The sequence below is a fragment of the Marinomonas sp. 63XJN7_9_ISO-PGPR-S23-217 genome, from assembly GCF_056173515.1.
In genome coordinates this window covers 2138239-2153483 of sequence record NZ_CM149678.1, presented here as the reverse complement: position 1 = coordinate 2153483, position 15245 = coordinate 2138239, and the positions used below count along the sequence as shown (strand labels likewise).

Here is a 15245-nt window from a genome sequence, read left to right as displayed (position 1 = left end):
AAAACAAAAAGAGAGATTGAAGATGAAAAAAACATTAATAGTGTTGGCTATTCTGTCGCCTGCTGTTCATGCCGATGGCGATATTGAGCATTTTTTAAGGAAAAGCACACATACTTTTGAACTAAAAAATGCCTACAACCTTATTAAAAGTGGTCGCTATGATAAAACAGGGAACTCGAATTTATTAAACTGGGTTCAAACGTAAGCGTTCATTCTACGCCGTTATTTCATCCCATCTTTTCGCACTCTAAACTGGACTCCGTTTTCATCTCATCACCGATAACGGAGTCCAACCCATGACCAAGCCTTATATCCGCCGCTCTTCCTCTGAATGGCAACAAATCATTAATGATCAAACCAAGTCTGGCTTATCCGCCCCTCAATACTGCGAACAGCATCAGGTGAGTTACGCCAGTTTTAGTAAATGGCGTCAGCATTTTTCGGGAACTAAAGCATCGCCAGATTCTAGTCACTCAGACTTTATCGATCTCAGTCAGGTGCCCACTCTCTCAGGTACTGGACGTTGGAACATTACCTTGTGTTTAGGCGATGGTGTTGAGCTTCGATTGAGTCGTGACTGATGTTCCTGCCCGATCCCAATGCTAAAATTTGGTTGCATACCCAACCCACTGATATGCGTAAATCCTATCGTGGCTTATTAGGGCTGATCAAACAACACCTCAAAGAGAACCCACTCATCGGGTATTTTGTGTTCATTAATCGACGCAAAACGCAGATGAAAATTCTCTATTTTGACACCTCGGGTTACTGCATTTGGTGCAAACGCTTGGCTCAAGGTCAGTTCCATTACCAAGAATCAGCGAACGATAAATACGCCCTCAGTACACTGGAATTACAGCATCTGTTGGCGGGTATAAAAGTCGAAAAATATCGTCAATTTAAACGCTACAAGCGAGCATCATGACAAGTTGGATGGTATAATCCAACCCTATGAATGATGCCTCTTATCGACCTATTTTACCGTTTAAAAACATCGACTTGCTTCACACGAATGAGGTCGATAAGTTACGTGCCGAAGTCGAGGCCATGTCTGTCACTATCCGCCAATATGAAGCGGAAGTTCGCCTGTTAAAGCGTAAGCGTTCATTCTAGGGCTATCATTGATAGCCACTGACTCAGAGTAAGGGCGATTTCAACGGGTTGTCTGCGAACAGTTGCTTCCATCGTATTGGTGTTAAGTCCGCGATGTCTTTGGCTGGATGCTGGCTGACTCGTTGTAGGACATCCGTCAGGTAGACGTTGGGGTCGATGTCGTGCAGCTTGCAGGTGCTGATCAAGCTTTGGATGATGCCGACATGTTCGGCGCCCAGTTCTGTCCAACAGAAGAGCCAATTCTTCTTACCCATTGGGATGGGTCTTATCTCTCGCTCTAGGTGGTTGGTGTCCATGGCAACGTTTGGATTTTCCAAAAAGACCATCAGTTGGCGTTTGCGCTTTAAGGTGTAGTTCAACGCTTTCATCCAGGTATCGTCTGGTAATAGGTCAGCCCGTTGGGTTTGTTCTTCGCAGAAGGCAAAAAATTGATCCACTAAGGGCTTACTGTGTTGCACTCGGTAATCTTGTTTTTTCTCATCTGACCAACCTTTCTGTTTGATATGGCTTTCGTACTGGTACAAGGCGGCAATCAGGTTCAGCGCGTGGGTGACGGCCTCGGTTTCTTCCATTTCGGCTTTCAGTAGCTGACGACGCATGTGCACCCAACACTGAGCATGAGTGACCTCCGGTGAGGTGGCTTCGTAACGACTGTAAGCGGCATAACCATCGGTCAGTAAGGTACCCTGCCAAACATGATCCAGTAAGTCTTGGATGTGTTTCATGCCACGGCTTTGGGAGAAGGTAAACACCACTTCGTCCTGCTCGCCATAGATGGGCCAAAAATACGCTTGCTTCATTTTGCCGGGTTGGTTGCCTACCCCAGGCTGGCGGGTGGCTTTTATCGGTGTCTCATCCATGGCCAGTACCTTGCTGTCCAGCACACTAATCAGTTGCTCTACCACAATGGGTCGTAACAGTTCGATCCCGCGTTTGGTGAGGTTTGTGAGCGTTGCACGACTGAGGGTGATGCCGGAAGCGCTAAGCTGTTGGTGTTGACGATAAAGGGGTAAGTGATACAAGAACTTATTAACCAGTAAGCCAACGATAAAACTCACATCCGCGAGGGAACTGTCAAAAATCAGATCCGGCTGTGGCGCGGTAATGAGCTGTTTACTGGTTTTGTGCTTCACCACCTGACGTTTGGTGATGACGACTTCATAGGCACTGGTTTTTTGTACGATGCGGCTGACGTCTTTGAAGCCGACTTCTTCGTATTCGTGCGCATTGGGGCCTTGTAATTCGTCCGCTAAGATAACCTTTTCACGAACCGGTATAGACTCATCAAAACGCAATCCGGTGATGTTAATTTCATTGCCTTTACGAAACTTGGGCGCTTTGCCACGAACATTGGCAGACTCAGGTTTGTCCTTCTCAACGATAGACTCTTCTTCTACGCGGGTTGGTTCGGCTGACATCGGACCCACGATATCAGCGAGGGCTTGTTGATCTGGTGTGAGTAAGGTACGACGTTCGCTTTTCGGCCCAAATAACTCACGCTTTAGCATGTGCACTTCCGCTTCGTATTGGCGGATTCTTGAAGACATAGCTTCGTTTTCAGCACGCAGTTTTTCGACCTCATTCGTGTGAAGCAAGTCGATGTTTTTGAAGGGTAAAATAGGTCGGTAAGTGGCGTCATTCATGGGGTTGGATTATACCATCCAACTTGTCATGATGCTCGCTTGTAGCGTTTAAATTGACGATATTTTTCGACTTTTATGCCCGCTAAGAGGTGCTGCAATTCAATCACACTTAGGGCGTGTTTAGCGTTTTCTGATGACGCATAATTGAACTGCCCCTGCGACAGTCGTTTACACCAAATGCAATAACCAGAGGTGTCAAAATAGAGGATTTTCATCTGGGTTTTGCGCCGGTTAATGAAGACAAAATACCCGATGAGTGGGTTTTCTTTGAGGTGTTGTTTGATCAGCCCTAATAAGCCACGATAGGATTTACGCATATCTGTGGGTTGGGTATGCAACCAAATTTTAGCATTGGGATCGGGCAGGAACATCAGTCACGACTCAATCGAAGCTCAACACCATCACCTAAACACAAGGTAATGTTCCAACGTCCAGTACCTGAGAGAGTGGGCACCTGACTGAGATCGATAAAGTCTGAGTGACTAGAATCTGGCGAGGCTTTAGTTCCCGAAAAATGCTGACGCCATTTACTAAAACTGGCGTAACTCACCTGATGCTGTTCGCAGTATTGAGGGGCGGATAAGCCAGACTCGGCTTGATCGTCAATGATTTGTTGCCATTCAGAAGAAGAACGACGGGTATAGGGTTTGGTCATGGGTTGGACTCCGTTATCGGTGATGAGATGAAAACGGAGTCCAGTTTAGAGTGCAAAAAGATGGGATGAAATAACGGCGTAGAATGAACGCTTACGTTCAAACTGCCTCTTATGATTTTAAATCTCCTTATATAAACGATACCTTTGGCTTTGATTTCGGATTGTATGCCATTGAACCGATAGCATATGGCGATAAATTTTATGTTAGAAAAGCGCTAAAAAAGGAAGTTGATAAAAACGGTAATATCACTGCTAAAGGTTTTTCCAAAGTGTCTAACGCTAGTCTAAAACAACAATTTAACATCTCAGATTTTGATGTTCGCTTATATGAAGGTCTGCGTGTTTTAAAGTTCTTTGGTGGCGTGTCACGAGATGGGGTCGTGACCTCAAGCTCCTACTACGGGATCACATCAGAGGCGATATCAAAACATTGGAATATCAAATCAGGCTATTTAACACAATACTCAGATGCCAACTCATCAAGCCGAGAAAGTTTATTAACCAAAGACAATAAAGACATCGACTATATTTATACGGTGGATGCAAGATATCAATACCAAGAACAATCTTTTAGAGCCTATATTGGCGAGGGCCAAGGGTATTTACGAACCTATTTTCTAGGTTATAACACTATGGTGAAGTCCACCAAATTAGAAGGAAAAGTATTCTATGTGAATGCTTTATCGAAATATAAAAATATGTCACCTCGTAATCGTACGTTTGATAACAGTACCTATCTTGCTGAAATAAAATCGACTTTCTTTTTTCCCTCCCATTTTATTTCGGTCGGTTATACCTATGTATCGGCGAATAAAAAAGGCACCTTAGGTCGGTTTGACAATAATTTATCAGGAAATACAAAAGGGAACAATGACACAATAGCAAGCGGTCTCACGAAGGACTTCTATAATAACAACGAGAGCATGGTGTATCTAAGCTATGCTCATAAAGTAAGTGATGAGGTTAAAGTCAGTATCCGTGGTCGCTATGGTTTTGGGTTTGACTATAAAGGACAAAGCTTAGATGAATACGAGATTGGTGCCATTATTTTCTATAAACCTACTCAAGTAAAAGGCTTAAAATTGAGCCTTGCCGGTGGCCCAAACAGATCTTTTAGACGAGGTTTTGACAACACCCCTATTCTTAATAGCAAAAATAAAGTTGAGAGCTTTAGCGGAACATCCCTGCTTGCTAAGGTGACTTATACATTTTAATAATAGGTCAACAATTAAAAAACACTCATCATTAAATAGCGTCGCGTTGTTTAAATTATCTTGATAAATATAAATCTTATTTAAATCATTTACCTTAAAACAATGTTCAAAGAGAAAGCTAATGAAAAACTAATCAGATATTTTTGCCAAAAAGATGTTGAACTTATCTATGGCAAGCGCTATTGCGTTATTAGTCGGCTGCGCATCACCCGCTCAATACCTCAAATAGATCTACCTATCATGATCCAAAAATGGTGATGCAGCATTGGCGACGACCTGTTGAACAAAGGACCCTCAACCTTATTAGCCTCTAATGATGCTGTAAGAAAAAGTCGGGCTAATGCTTCTGTCACAGAAAGAGAACACTTAGCAATAACGCCAAATCGTACATTGATGATCAGCATATGCGGCTGTTTCATGTCCACAATATGATTACTCCCCCCCTAAGCTGTGGTCAGAGCGAGGCTTTTCTCTATTTCTTATAACTTAAACTTATATTCTATATAGAAATATAAAAATAATTTTTTATTTCTTTTAATTCTTAAAACACACTCTAGAATGCCTTTTATCTGATTCTTTTCTTTGCCATCAAACTAGGAGCCTATATGGGTTGGGACGGTTGGTTTTCGTTAACTCTTACCATTGTTGTTTTAGCTACATTAATCGTTTCACGCATTGGCCCTCACATTGTGATGATGGGAGCGCTGACCTTGCTCAGTTTATTTGGCATTTTATCCCCTAAGGAGGCCCTTGCAGGGTTTAGTAATACAGGGTTGATTACGGTCGCGGCGATGTTTGTGGTGGCAGCGGGCATTCATTCCTCAGGCGGTGTCGATTTGTTAGTCAACAAGCTCTTAGGCTCACCAAAGTCCGAACGTTCGGCCTTGCTTCGCATATTTTTCCCTGTTGCTTTTCTGAGTGCTTTTTTAAATAACACCCCAGTGGTCGCCACCATGATCCCAGCGATTCATTCGTGGTGCAAAAAGATCAATATACCAGCCTCTAAATTAATGATCCCATTGAGTTATACGGCCATTTTGGGGGGTACAGTGACGTTAATCGGCACCAGTACGAATTTGATTGTTAATGGGCAATATAAAGCCTTAACGGGCCACGCAGGTTTTAGCTTGTTCGATATCACTGTCCTAGGTTTGCCAGTGGCCATTCTTGGCGGGCTATTTATGCTTATCTTCTTTCCTAAGCTGTTACCCAATAAGAAAGACAATCAAGCGTTTGCAAATGTTAGAGAATTTACTCTAGAAGTGATGGTGACAGAACATGGTCCCTTAGTGGGTCGATCCGTTGAAAACGCTGGCCTGCGTGATATCAAGCGCATTTATTTGGTTGAGATTGAACGCAACGGTGCCAGCATTTCTGCCGTGTCGTCAGATGAGATCTTATTTGCTAACGACCGCCTTGTATTTGCTGGCGATACGGAGGCGATTTCAGATTTGCTAAAAATTCACGGGTTAAGTGCCCCACAACACGATGATCATCTGGACACTCTCAAAGAGCCGAAAGCAGGACGACGCCTTGTTGAAGCGGTTGTTTCACCTCACTGTGATGTCATTGGCAGCAATATTCGTAGTGCCCAGTTTCGTAACCGCTACGGGGCTGCGGTATTGGCGGTTGCCAGAGCGGGGGAACGGGTAAAAGGCAATTTAGGGAACATTACCCTGCGCGCAGGCGATACGCTTTTATTAGAAGCTCGTCCCGCCTTTGTCACTCGTCAACAATATAACAAAGACTTTTTGCTGATGAATGAGCTTGATCACGATACCCCACGCCATGAAAAGGCCTATTTAGCGTGGGCGATTCTCACGTCGGTTGTGGTAGCAGCAGGTTTTGGTGTGATATCTATGCTCAATGCAGCTCTGTTAGGGGCTGGGTTGATGCTGTTAACGGGCTGTTTGAGTGTCTCTCAAGCGGAAAAAAGCATTGATTTAACCGTGATCATCACCATTGCTGCCTCGTTTGCCCTTGGCGCTGCCTTACAAAAAACAGGAGTTGCCGAGTATATTGCGACCAACATAGTGGCGTTAAGCGCTGGCAACGCCGTGCTTTTGTTGATCCTCACGTACATCACTATCTCCATATTAACCGAAGTGATCACCAATAATGCCGCCGCTCTCTTGATGCTACCGATCGTATTAGAAATCACCAATAAGGCGGGATTAAACCAAGAACCCTTTATCTTCGCCATTATGATGGCCGCGTCGGCCAGCTTCGCTACGCCACTTGGTTATCAAACTAATCTAATGGTGTACGGCCCAGGGAACTATCGCTTTGGGGACTTCCTAAAAGTTAGCCTTCCCATGAACATTTTTGTCGGCATCGTTACCCTTACGTTATTAATTAACTTTTGGCCCTTACACCAATAGTTCTCTTCAATTATCCTTAGTTACTACAATTGCGGATAAAATAAGAAAGGATAAAAAGCGACTTCTAAGAAGTCGCTTTTGGCGTGTTTTTGGGTCGTGAAAAGGTCTATCCTAATGGTGATTGGTGACATTATGACCAGTCATTCCATACATAAAATAAAAAAGGATGTCGTATATGAACAATCATGCAAATCGCGGTGTCGTCTATCAAGGTAATGGTACAGTCAAAGTCAATCCGATTCCCTTCCCTGAATTGTCTTTAGGAAAACGTCAGTGCCATCACGGTGTTATCCTGAAAGTCGTCACCACTAACATATGCGGTAGCGATCAGCACATGGTTCGTGGTCGAACCACCGCCCCAACAGGATTAGTACTCGGGCATGAAATCACAGGTGAAGTCATCGAGTGTGGACGAGATGTTGAGTTCATCAAAGTGGGTGATTTGGTGTCTGTGCCATTTAACATTGCCTGCGGCCGTTGCCGTAATTGTAAGGAAGGCAAAACAGGTATCTGTTTGAATGTTAACCCTGCTCGACCAGGAGCGGCCTATGGTTATGTCGATATGGGCGGCTGGGTTGGTGGACAAGCTGACTACGTCATGGTGCCTTACGCTGATTTTAACCTACTTAAATTCCCTGATGCGGACCAAGCCCGCGAAAAAATCCAAAGCCTCACACTGTTGTCTGATATCTTCCCAACGGGTTACCACGGCTGTGTAACGGCTGGCGTTGGTCCAGGTTCTACCGTCTACATTGCAGGGGCAGGTCCGGTTGGTTTAGCGGCGGCGGCCTCGGCTCATTTACTAGGAGCAGCCTGTGTCATCGTTGGTGACATGATCGAAGATCGTCTGAATCAAGCCCGTTCATTTGGCTGTGAAACTATTGATCTAAAAGAAGATGGCGATATTCAAGATAAGATTGAAGCCATTCTTGGTGATCGCGAAGTGGATGCGTTCGTGGACTGTGTCGGTTTTGAAGCTCATGCTTGTGGCTGCAACCACCATCAAGAAGCCCCTGCTGTGGTATTGAACTCTGCGATGCAAATGACCCGCGCTGGCGGTCAGATTGGTATTCCAGGGCTATATGTAACAGAAGACCCAGGCGCCCAAGATGATGCAGCAAAACATGGTAGCTTAAGCATGCGTTTTGGACTTGGATGGGCAAAATCTCATTCTCTACATACAGGCCAATGCCCTGTGATGAAGTACCATAGAGCACTGATGCAAGCCATCTTGTTTGATAAAATTGACATTGCTAAAGCCGTGAACGTGCAAATGATATCCCTAGACGAAGCACCACAAGGCTATGCTGATTTTGATGGCGGCGCAGCGAAAAAATTCGTTATCGACCCTCATAAAATGGTGAGCTAATCAGTTAATTATGTGTCGTCCTAAAATAAGTTGACGGTTGTTAGGCCAGCTCCCGTAGCTGGCCTTTCTCTTTCCGCACTTGATTTGGTGTCTTCATTTTAATACTTAAATGATTATACATATTGACTGATTCATTAATCCAAACAGCAAGATCGTCGAAGGTCTGGCAATCATATATCAGAAACTCCAGTTTCAAAATGCCGTTCACTCTCTCTGCTAGAGCGTTTTGGTAGCCATCATACCCATCCGTCATTGATGGTCGCATTAAGTGAACTTGAGCCTGTTTATGTCAACGTATTTCAGGACTGCCTCCAAAAAAAAGCAGCTCCGTATAGTGCTTTTCTAAGCTGTGTATTTGGCGGTGAATACTTATTTCTGTCTCGTTTTTTAATTCAAAAGCAGTTAGCTACGAAGCCAAGATTCAACATTCTCGGTTGAGGGAATGCTTCCCTGATGGATCACTTTCTCATTCATAACAACCGCTGGCGTTCTCATCACGCCGTACGCCATGATTTGTTCTGGGCTTTGTATTTTCTCAACAACGATTTCAATGCCTGCTTTTTCAGCGGTTTGCTTGAGTTTCTTTTCGGTGTTTTGGCATTTTGTGCAGCCTGAACCAAGTACTTTGAAGGTTTTCATGATTTTTCCTCTGATGATTTTATAAAAAAGCCACAAGGCCATTAAATACCCAACCTAGTAGTGTGAATGACACCAATAAGATGGCAAATAAAACGGCTAATAATCGCCAATGCATGACTTGCTTGAGCAAAATAAATTCCGGAAAACTGGCGGCGACAGTGCTCATGCAAAACGCCAGTGCGGTGCCGATTGGCAAGCCATTTACGATTAAACTTTCCATAATGGGAATCACGCCAACGGCATTGGAATACAAAGGGATGCCCAATAATACGGCCACAGGAACCGACCACCATTGGCGACCGCCTAAATTCGCTTCGATCCAGCCATTAGGAACAAAACCATGTAGCGCTGCGCCTAATCCCACGCCCACAATGACCCAGAGCCAAACGCGAGAAAAAATATCCGTGGTTTCTGTTTTGGCAAACTGATGACGCTCAGGCCAAGTCAATTTAGTGGGCTGGTTCGCTTCTGTTGCTTTATTGGCTGTCGTATTTGTATTCGTCGCGGATTCTATTCGCCCCCGTTGTAAGGCTTCTAAAGCGAAAGATTGCAGCCAACGTTCGGCTTTGATGGCATCCAAAAACACACCGCCTAAAATACCGACGACCATGCCTGCCACCACATATAAGAGAGTGAACTTCCAACCCAGTAAACTCAACAGCAGCAATACAGCCACTTCGTTGATCAAGGGAGAAGTAATCAGAAATGACATGGTAATGCCGATGGGAATACCAGCAGAGGTGAAGCCTAAAAAAACAGGAATACTAGAGCAGGAACAAAAAGGTGTGATAGCACCAAAAGCCGATCCTAATAGGTAACCAACAGCACGATGCTTACCACTTAAATAATCTCGTACTCGCTCCACGTTTAATGAAGCGCGAAGCAAGGAGATCAAATAAATCATCACCACCAGTAAGACGGCGATTTTACTCACATCTTCGACGAAAAAGTGCACGGCGTCGCCGAGTTTGCTGGCTGGCGATAAGCCTAACAGCTGGAAGGCAAACCAATCCGCAAATGCTGTAAATATCTGAAACATAGTTTGCCCCCGCTGGTAAGCATGGCATGGTGGTTTTAAGGACTCATCTTAGGTTCTTTTTTAGGTAATGCTTCCTAACCACTGTTTCCTAGTGACTTCGTTCTAACTCTCTATTCTTAGCTAGAGGGAAGCTGGCTTTTAAGAATGGCGATGTGTTTTTGCAGATCGTCAATTTCATCCAGCAATTCAAGGGTCAGAGCCACACCCGATAAATTCAATTCCAAGCCTTCCATCAAGCGTTGTGCTCGTTGCAATCTTACTAAGGCATGAGAATTAAAATACCAATCCGATGGTGACGGCTGCTCAATCGGTTCGACAATGCCGTATTCGACCATCTCGACGATGAGATCCACATGAGCTCCGCATCGCTCACAGAATTCCTCTAAGGTAAATATTCGATATTCACTTGGCGATTCGATAACCACTATTTCTGATTTGGTCATGATCTACCTCTCGAAAACGTGTCGTGGGTTAAAGTTGGCTTCACACTCAGACAATTGTCGATAAAGTGCTTCAGCTTCGGCGCTGTGTGTCTTAGGCAAATGCACTTGTAGTGTGACAATTTGGTCGCCAGGGGTCTTACCGCCTTTGCCGAGCAGACCTTTGCCTTTGATGCGCAGCTTATTACCACTGCTGGCCCCTTTGGGAACCTTCACCTTCACTTTGCCACTGATGGTCGGTACTTCAATGGTTGCCCCTAAAGCGGCTTCCCAACAGGTAACGGGTAAGGTGAGTAAAATATTGACACCATCGACGGCAAAATAAGGGTGGGGAGCGAATTCGATTTCCAGTAATAAATCACCCGCTTTGCCATTGCCATTGCCAACGCCTGCCTCGCCTTGTCCAGCCAAGCGGATATGCTGACCTTGCGTGACACCAGCAGGAATTTTGACATTTAGGGTCTTTTCTCTTTGTCTTGAAAAACCATTTTGATCAGGCTCAAACACCAAAAACGAAATTTGTCGTTGGCAGCCTGCATAGGCTTCTTCTAGAAATAAAGCAATTTTGTGGTGCATATCGCGACCACGTTGATTCGCTTGGCGTTGGAAACCATCTGCTTGATGAAATCTGCCTCCATTTGCTCCAAAAATAGAATAGAAGAAATCACTAAAGTCGCCACTCGAACTGTGGCTGTATTGTCTGTGGTCTGCCTGAGACGACTGCCAATCTGGCGGTGGCTGGAATCCACCATCGGCTCGCCGGGTTCCTTGCTGACGTAATAAATCGTATTCAGCGCGTTTTTCAGTGTCTTTTAATACGGCGTAGGCTTCGCCTACTTCTTTGAATTGCTGCTCAGCATTGGCTTCTTTGCTGACATCAGGATGATATTTTCTGGCCAGCTTTCGATAGCTCGCTTTTATTTCGGAGGCATCGGCTTGTTCACTGACGCCGAGAATCTTGTAGTAGTCTTTAAACTCCATGGTGTTCTGCTTCCATCGTAACGTCACTCCTCTTACTAAAGATATTCGCTCGTAACGCTGCTATCGCGAATCACTAAACATCCATCATAGGCTTTTTCTAATGAATTAGAGTTTAAATTTCAAACAAGCCTGATTTAGATCTATAAAACTCCATGCTTAATAAAAGCTAACTAAACCTGCCGTGTTTTTTTGTTATCAATACTTGTATGGCAACTTGCTGACAGCAGCAAGATATCGCATTATGATCGTATCGAATGCGATACGCTCGCCCTCTCTTTTTACCGTTCTTACATAACACGATGCCGAGCTTAAGGATACGCTGCATATTATGCCTGCTTTAAACAAATTCACCGGATGGCTGGTGTTAGGGACACTCGTTTTTTATCTTTTATCGGTCGCAGACTGGGTAAGTACCGCGTTGCCAACCTTATGTGCTTGGGGCGCTAATGCGGCAATGTGGAAAACTCTGCCCAAAGGCGCGAAACGTCAGGTGCTTATTTTAATGGGCATCGGCGTGCTTGCTCTGATCTTTGCGGCAACACAAGGCATTTGGATGACATGGCGAGAAGTACTGGCCATCAATTTACCCATGCTTGCCATGTTCGTTGCGGTGTCTTTTTTGGATTTAACCAGCTCAAGAGATACCACTCGCCCCTTACCAAAAGGGCTAAAAGCCATTGTGAATACGGCTTTTGGGGTGCAATTATTGGGGGCGGTGATTAATATGTCGGTCATTATGGTCTTTGCTGATCGTATGAAAGGCATTGGGCGCTTAAGCTCAACACAACAATTTGTCATCACTCGCAGCTTTTCCGCCGCCGCTTGGTGGTCACCATTTTTTGTCGCAACCGGGGTTGCCCTGACCTATGCCCCTGGGATGAAATGGCAACACACGGTAATCCCCGGCATATTCATGGGGTTAATGTCTGTGGCTTTTTCTACGATTCAAGCCTATCGACGCACCAAGGGCGATTTTGAAGGCTATCCCATCCGGCGCGAAAGTCTGTTTGTACCCTTGCTTTTGTCCATTGCAGTCATCATCTGCCATTTTACCTGGCAAAACGTCAGTATCTTGGTGCTTATTTGTCTGATCGCGCCAATAGCAACCATGTTACTCATGAAAGCTCGACCTAGAAAACAAGCGCTGCTGAGCTTTGTGGATGATAAGTTACCCCGTATTGGCAGCCAATTTGCGCTGTTTCTTGCGGCAGGCCTGTTTTCAAATGGCATCAAAGCCATTATTTTGTGTTACCCACAGGTCTTTGATGTCGCTTCCTCTCATTTCAGTGTATTTATCTTCGCCATAACCTTAGCCGGAATGATATTGGTCAGTTATGTCGGCGTTCACCCTGTCATCAGCGTTGCAGTTGTCAGCCCAATTTTGTTGCCTTTGCATCCTGAGCCGACCCAATTGGGCTTTCTCTTTTTTAGTGCTTGGGCCATCTCCACGGGGAGTAGCGCGTTAACAGGCCTCGGCTTATTGATGACAGGCCGTTATCAGGTACCCGCTAGCGTTATCGTCAAAAATAGCTGGCGATATGCCCTATGCATGTGGTTTCTTGCCTCGTTCGTGAACGCGGTCTTTTTATAATGGCGGTTTTTCAGGCAAGTATTGAGGACAAATCTTTTATTAAGTGATAATACGTAGAACCCTTCTCAAAGAAGGAGGGAGCATTGGCAAAAAAATCCACGTATAATCTGGGATAATTGCAGCAACAAACACAGGAACAAGGTTGTGAAAAAAGTATTTATCGATGGCGAAACAGGTACCACAGGCCTTCAAGTTAGAGATCGTTTAATCAAGCATCCGAACATTGAAATCATCAGTATTGATCCTGAGAAAAAGCGTGATGTCGAAGAAAAGCGTCGTTTGATGAAAGAAGCCGATGTCACCGTTTTGTGTTTACCTGACGATGCCGCAAAAGACAGTGTTGCGCTGGCGAAAGAAGAAGGCTGCCGCATTCTCGATGCCAGTTCAGTACATCGAGTGGCTGAGGGTTGGGTGTATGGCTTACCTGAATTGGATGCTACCCAACGCGAAAAAATTCAACAGGCGCAGTTTGTTTCTAACCCAGGCTGTTACCCTACCGGCGCGATTTTACTGCTTAAGCCCTTAGTAGAGGCAGGGTTGTTACCCGCTTCGGGGGATTATAGTGTCAACGCAGTGTCTGGCTACAGTGGTGGCGGTAATGCCTTGATTGATCGCTATGAAAGTACTCATAACGCTCCGGCATTCGCGGCTTACGGCTTGAACTTTAGCCATAAACACCTTCCTGAAATGCAAATGTGGTCCGGCTTAGACAAAGCCCCTCTTTTTGTTCCCAGCGTTGGGCATTTTCGCCAAGGGATGCTGACCTTTTTGCCGATTCAGTTAAAAGATGGGGTCACCATGGCGCAGTTGCACACCAAGCTGGCGGAGGTATACGCTAAGGATACGTTCGTGACAGTAAACGATCTTAATGTGGTGAAAGACAACTCAGCGCCTTTCCTAACGCCCCATGGTTTGGAAAATACCAATCAAATCGAGCTGTCTGTTTTAAGCGCACCAGACAACCAATCTGGTGTTCTCGTTGCGAAGTTAGACAACTTGGGTAAAGGAGCATCTGGTGCGGCGGTGCAAAACCTCAACATCATGTTAGGCTTTGCGGAAGACATAGCAGTTAATCTATAAGCTCTCTAGCCGTGACAGTGCCTTACAAAAGTCACCCAAACAAGCCCCTCTTTGCTAAGCCGCGAAGAGGGGCATTTTTTACTCCTTATTTTTTAGCGTTAATGTCACCCCTGTTGGTAAAAAACGTACGCCTCTGCGGTTTTGCCATTCTCCCCAAATACCATTAGGCGCATAAAGCGCAAAGAGAATCGCAATCACCCCCAATCCTGCTAAATACCAAGCGCCATAGTCCCCGAAAAACTCCTGCAATAGAAAGAAAACGATGGCACCTAATATGGGCCCTTCAAAGGTTTTGAGCCCACCAACTAATACCATAAACAACATAAAGACGGTCCATTGCACGCCAAAATAGGTTCTTGGTTGAAAGGTGACCGAACTGGCCAGCCACAATGACCCCGCCAGCGCACAACCAAAAGCGGCCACCACAAAGATGATCTGTTTCACCCGCATAACCCGAATACCAATCGACTTGGCAGCCTCTTCATCATCTCGAATCGCCTGGGCCGCTGCGCCAATACGGCTGTTCACCAACCAGAGAACAAGCCCTAACATGCCTGCCACCACCAGCAAACCAAACCAAAAGTTAATATTACGCCGCAGCTCCGGAGCATACTGGTTCATGGCTAATAGCGACGTACCAGTTTCCCCTTGAACAATGGGGTCAAACATCACTAAGATGCGAATGACTTCCGCTGTCACCCACATGGCAATGGCAAACTCCCCTTCTTTTAAGCGTAATGCGAATACCGAAATCACCAGAGCGACCACGGCACAAATCAACGCGCCCACTATAAACGCAGGATAAGGAGACATACCAATGTCAACCAGACGCAGCGCAAAATAGCCTCCTAACCCCAAGAATGCCTGTTGCCCAACGGATACCAAGCCCGCATAACCAGCTAGCAAATTCCACATAACAGCCAGCAGAATATAAACAAACAAGGTTGTTAGTTTATCAACCACTAAGCCACTGCCCCAAAAAGGCACCGTCGCAAGTACGAGGAAGAGTAAGCCCCCAACCATTAAAGCGGGTCGACCTACTTGATACCAATGCTCGGTACTAAAACCTTCTGTATTCACTTGTGAAGAGATTTTCATTC

Annotated in this window: 17 protein-coding genes and 1 pseudogene; 9 read left to right on the top strand and 9 right to left on the bottom strand. The window is 45.2% G+C overall.

Translation table 11 applies throughout. The annotated features are described in order from the left end of the window. Positions 1-22 precede the first annotated feature (22 nt). From AC0VYI_RS10030 to AC0VYI_RS10015, 4 genes are all read left to right on the top strand, one after another. Entirely contained in the window at positions 23-205 is a 183-nt protein-coding gene (locus AC0VYI_RS10030) for a hypothetical protein (protein ID WP_475449051.1), read from the top strand. Between the two features lie 91 nt (positions 206-296). Further along, positions 297-581, top strand: coding sequence for an IS66 family insertion sequence element accessory protein TnpA (tnpA, locus tag AC0VYI_RS10025; protein WP_475443565.1), 285 nt, complete (start codon positions 297-299; stop codon positions 579-581). Continuing rightward, a complete protein-coding gene (tnpB, locus tag AC0VYI_RS10020; protein ID WP_475444461.1) occupies positions 581-925 on the top strand; it encodes an IS66 family insertion sequence element accessory protein TnpB in 345 nt (114 codons plus the stop codon). Before tnpA (AC0VYI_RS10025) ends, tnpB (AC0VYI_RS10020) begins: the two co-directional genes overlap by 1 nt. A 26-nt stretch (positions 926-951) precedes the next feature. Then, positions 952-1113, top strand: a complete 162-nt coding sequence (locus AC0VYI_RS10015) for a hypothetical protein (protein ID WP_475443561.1) — start codon at positions 952-954, stop codon at positions 1111-1113. A 23-nt stretch (positions 1114-1136) separates the two neighbouring features. Here AC0VYI_RS10015 and tnpC read toward each other — a convergent pair whose 3' ends face one another. From tnpC to tnpA (AC0VYI_RS10000), 3 genes are read right to left on the bottom strand one after another with little or no spacing between them, the layout of a single operon-like run. Next, positions 1137-2756 carry an IS66 family transposase gene (gene tnpC, locus AC0VYI_RS10010; RefSeq protein WP_475443559.1) on the bottom strand — a complete coding sequence of 540 codons (1620 nt, stop codon included), beginning with the start codon at positions 2754-2756 and terminating at the stop codon, positions 1137-1139. A 26-nt stretch (positions 2757-2782) separates the two neighbouring features. Beyond that, on the bottom strand, positions 2783-3127 hold the full coding sequence (gene tnpB, locus AC0VYI_RS10005; RefSeq protein WP_067021190.1) for an IS66 family insertion sequence element accessory protein TnpB: 345 nt from the start codon (positions 3125-3127) through the stop codon (positions 2783-2785). Further along, positions 3127-3411 carry an IS66 family insertion sequence element accessory protein TnpA gene (gene tnpA / locus AC0VYI_RS10000; protein ID WP_475443557.1) on the bottom strand — a complete coding sequence of 95 codons (285 nt, stop codon included), beginning with the start codon at positions 3409-3411 and terminating at the stop codon, positions 3127-3129. Before tnpA (AC0VYI_RS10000) ends, tnpB (AC0VYI_RS10005) begins: the two co-directional genes overlap by 1 nt. 161 nt (positions 3412-3572) lie before the next feature. On the opposite strand from tnpA (AC0VYI_RS10000), the gene AC0VYI_RS09995 reads away from it, so the two are divergent. The 3 genes from AC0VYI_RS09995 to fdhA all read left to right on the top strand — a co-directional run bounded on the left by AC0VYI_RS09995 (position 3573) and on the right by fdhA (position 8375). Further along, positions 3573-4625, top strand: a complete 1053-nt coding sequence (locus tag AC0VYI_RS09995; RefSeq protein WP_475449050.1) for a hypothetical protein — start codon at positions 3573-3575, stop codon at positions 4623-4625. A gap of 605 nt (positions 4626-5230) precedes the next feature. Continuing rightward, positions 5231-7006 carry an SLC13 family permease gene (locus AC0VYI_RS09990; RefSeq protein WP_475449048.1) on the top strand — a complete coding sequence of 592 codons (1776 nt, stop codon included), beginning with the start codon at positions 5231-5233 and terminating at the stop codon, positions 7004-7006. 175 nt (positions 7007-7181) lie between these two features. Next, the gene (gene fdhA / locus AC0VYI_RS09985; protein ID WP_475449046.1) at positions 7182-8375 is read left to right on the top strand and encodes a formaldehyde dehydrogenase, glutathione-independent; all 1194 of its coding nucleotides are present in this window, start codon (positions 7182-7184) and stop codon (positions 8373-8375) included. A 40-nt stretch (positions 8376-8415) separates the two neighbouring features. Here the strand turns inward: fdhA and AC0VYI_RS09980 are convergent. The 5 genes and pseudogenes from AC0VYI_RS09980 to AC0VYI_RS09960 all read right to left on the bottom strand — a co-directional run. Then, positions 8416-8640: pseudogene (locus tag AC0VYI_RS09980) on the bottom strand (integrase core domain-containing protein); the annotation flags it as partial. A gap of 137 nt (positions 8641-8777) precedes the next feature. Further along, entirely contained in the window at positions 8778-9014 is a 237-nt protein-coding gene (locus tag AC0VYI_RS09975; protein ID WP_475449044.1) for a thioredoxin family protein, read from the bottom strand. 19 nt (positions 9015-9033) lie between these two features. Further along, complete coding sequence (locus AC0VYI_RS09970) at positions 9034-10053, bottom strand: permease (RefSeq protein ID WP_475449043.1); 1020 nt, start codon at positions 10051-10053, stop codon at positions 9034-9036. Positions 10054-10169: 116 nt separating this feature from the next. Then, positions 10170-10496 (bottom strand): chaperone modulator CbpM, encoded by a 327-nt coding sequence (locus tag AC0VYI_RS09965; RefSeq protein WP_199478220.1) that lies wholly within the window; start codon positions 10494-10496, stop codon positions 10170-10172. 3 nt (positions 10497-10499) lie between these two features. Further along, a complete protein-coding gene (locus AC0VYI_RS09960) occupies positions 10500-11501 on the bottom strand; it encodes a DnaJ C-terminal domain-containing protein (protein ID WP_475449042.1) in 1002 nt (333 codons plus the stop codon). A 301-nt stretch (positions 11502-11802) separates the two neighbouring features. On the opposite strand from AC0VYI_RS09960, the gene AC0VYI_RS09955 reads away from it, so the two are divergent. Next, a complete protein-coding gene (locus AC0VYI_RS09955) occupies positions 11803-13065 on the top strand; it encodes a hypothetical protein (RefSeq protein ID WP_475449040.1) in 1263 nt (420 codons plus the stop codon). Between the two features lie 144 nt (positions 13066-13209). After that, positions 13210-14145, top strand: coding sequence for an N-acetyl-gamma-glutamyl-phosphate reductase (argC, locus tag AC0VYI_RS09950; RefSeq protein ID WP_475449039.1), 936 nt, complete (start codon positions 13210-13212; stop codon positions 14143-14145). Between the two features lie 78 nt (positions 14146-14223). On the opposite strand, the gene AC0VYI_RS09945 is transcribed toward argC, so the two are convergent. Further along, positions 14224-15243 (bottom strand): branched-chain amino acid ABC transporter permease, encoded by a 1020-nt coding sequence (locus AC0VYI_RS09945; protein WP_475449037.1) that lies wholly within the window; start codon positions 15241-15243, stop codon positions 14224-14226. Positions 15244-15245: the final 2 nt, after the last annotated feature.

Coding starts and splice junctions, on each gene's coding strand:
- AC0VYI_RS09975 (WP_475449044.1), bottom strand. CDS start 9,014: ATGAAAACCTTCAAAGTACTTGGTTCAGGCTGCACAAAATGCCAAAAC.
- tnpB (WP_067021190.1), bottom strand. CDS start 3,127: ATGTTCCTGCCCGATCCCAATGCTAAAATTTGGTTGCATACCCAACCC.
- fdhA (WP_475449046.1), top strand. CDS start 7,182: ATGAACAATCATGCAAATCGCGGTGTCGTCTATCAAGGTAATGGTACA.
- tnpA (WP_475443565.1), top strand. CDS start 297: ATGACCAAGCCTTATATCCGCCGCTCTTCCTCTGAATGGCAACAAATC.
- AC0VYI_RS10030 (WP_475449051.1), top strand. CDS start 23: ATGAAAAAAACATTAATAGTGTTGGCTATTCTGTCGCCTGCTGTTCAT.
- tnpC (WP_475443559.1), bottom strand. CDS start 2,756: ATGAATGACGCCACTTACCGACCTATTTTACCCTTCAAAAACATCGAC.
- AC0VYI_RS09965 (WP_199478220.1), bottom strand. CDS start 10,496: ATGACCAAATCAGAAATAGTGGTTATCGAATCGCCAAGTGAATATCGA.
- tnpA (WP_475443557.1), bottom strand. CDS start 3,411: ATGACCAAACCCTATACCCGTCGTTCTTCTTCTGAATGGCAACAAATC.
- tnpB (WP_475444461.1), top strand. CDS start 581: ATGTTCCTGCCCGATCCCAATGCTAAAATTTGGTTGCATACCCAACCC.
- AC0VYI_RS09990 (WP_475449048.1), top strand. CDS start 5,231: ATGGGTTGGGACGGTTGGTTTTCGTTAACTCTTACCATTGTTGTTTTA.
- AC0VYI_RS09955 (WP_475449040.1), top strand. CDS start 11,803: ATGCCTGCTTTAAACAAATTCACCGGATGGCTGGTGTTAGGGACACTC.
- AC0VYI_RS09945 (WP_475449037.1), bottom strand. CDS start 15,243: ATGAAAATCTCTTCACAAGTGAATACAGAAGGTTTTAGTACCGAGCAT.
- AC0VYI_RS09970 (WP_475449043.1), bottom strand. CDS start 10,053: ATGTTTCAGATATTTACAGCATTTGCGGATTGGTTTGCCTTCCAGCTG.
- AC0VYI_RS10015 (WP_475443561.1), top strand. CDS start 952: ATGAATGATGCCTCTTATCGACCTATTTTACCGTTTAAAAACATCGAC.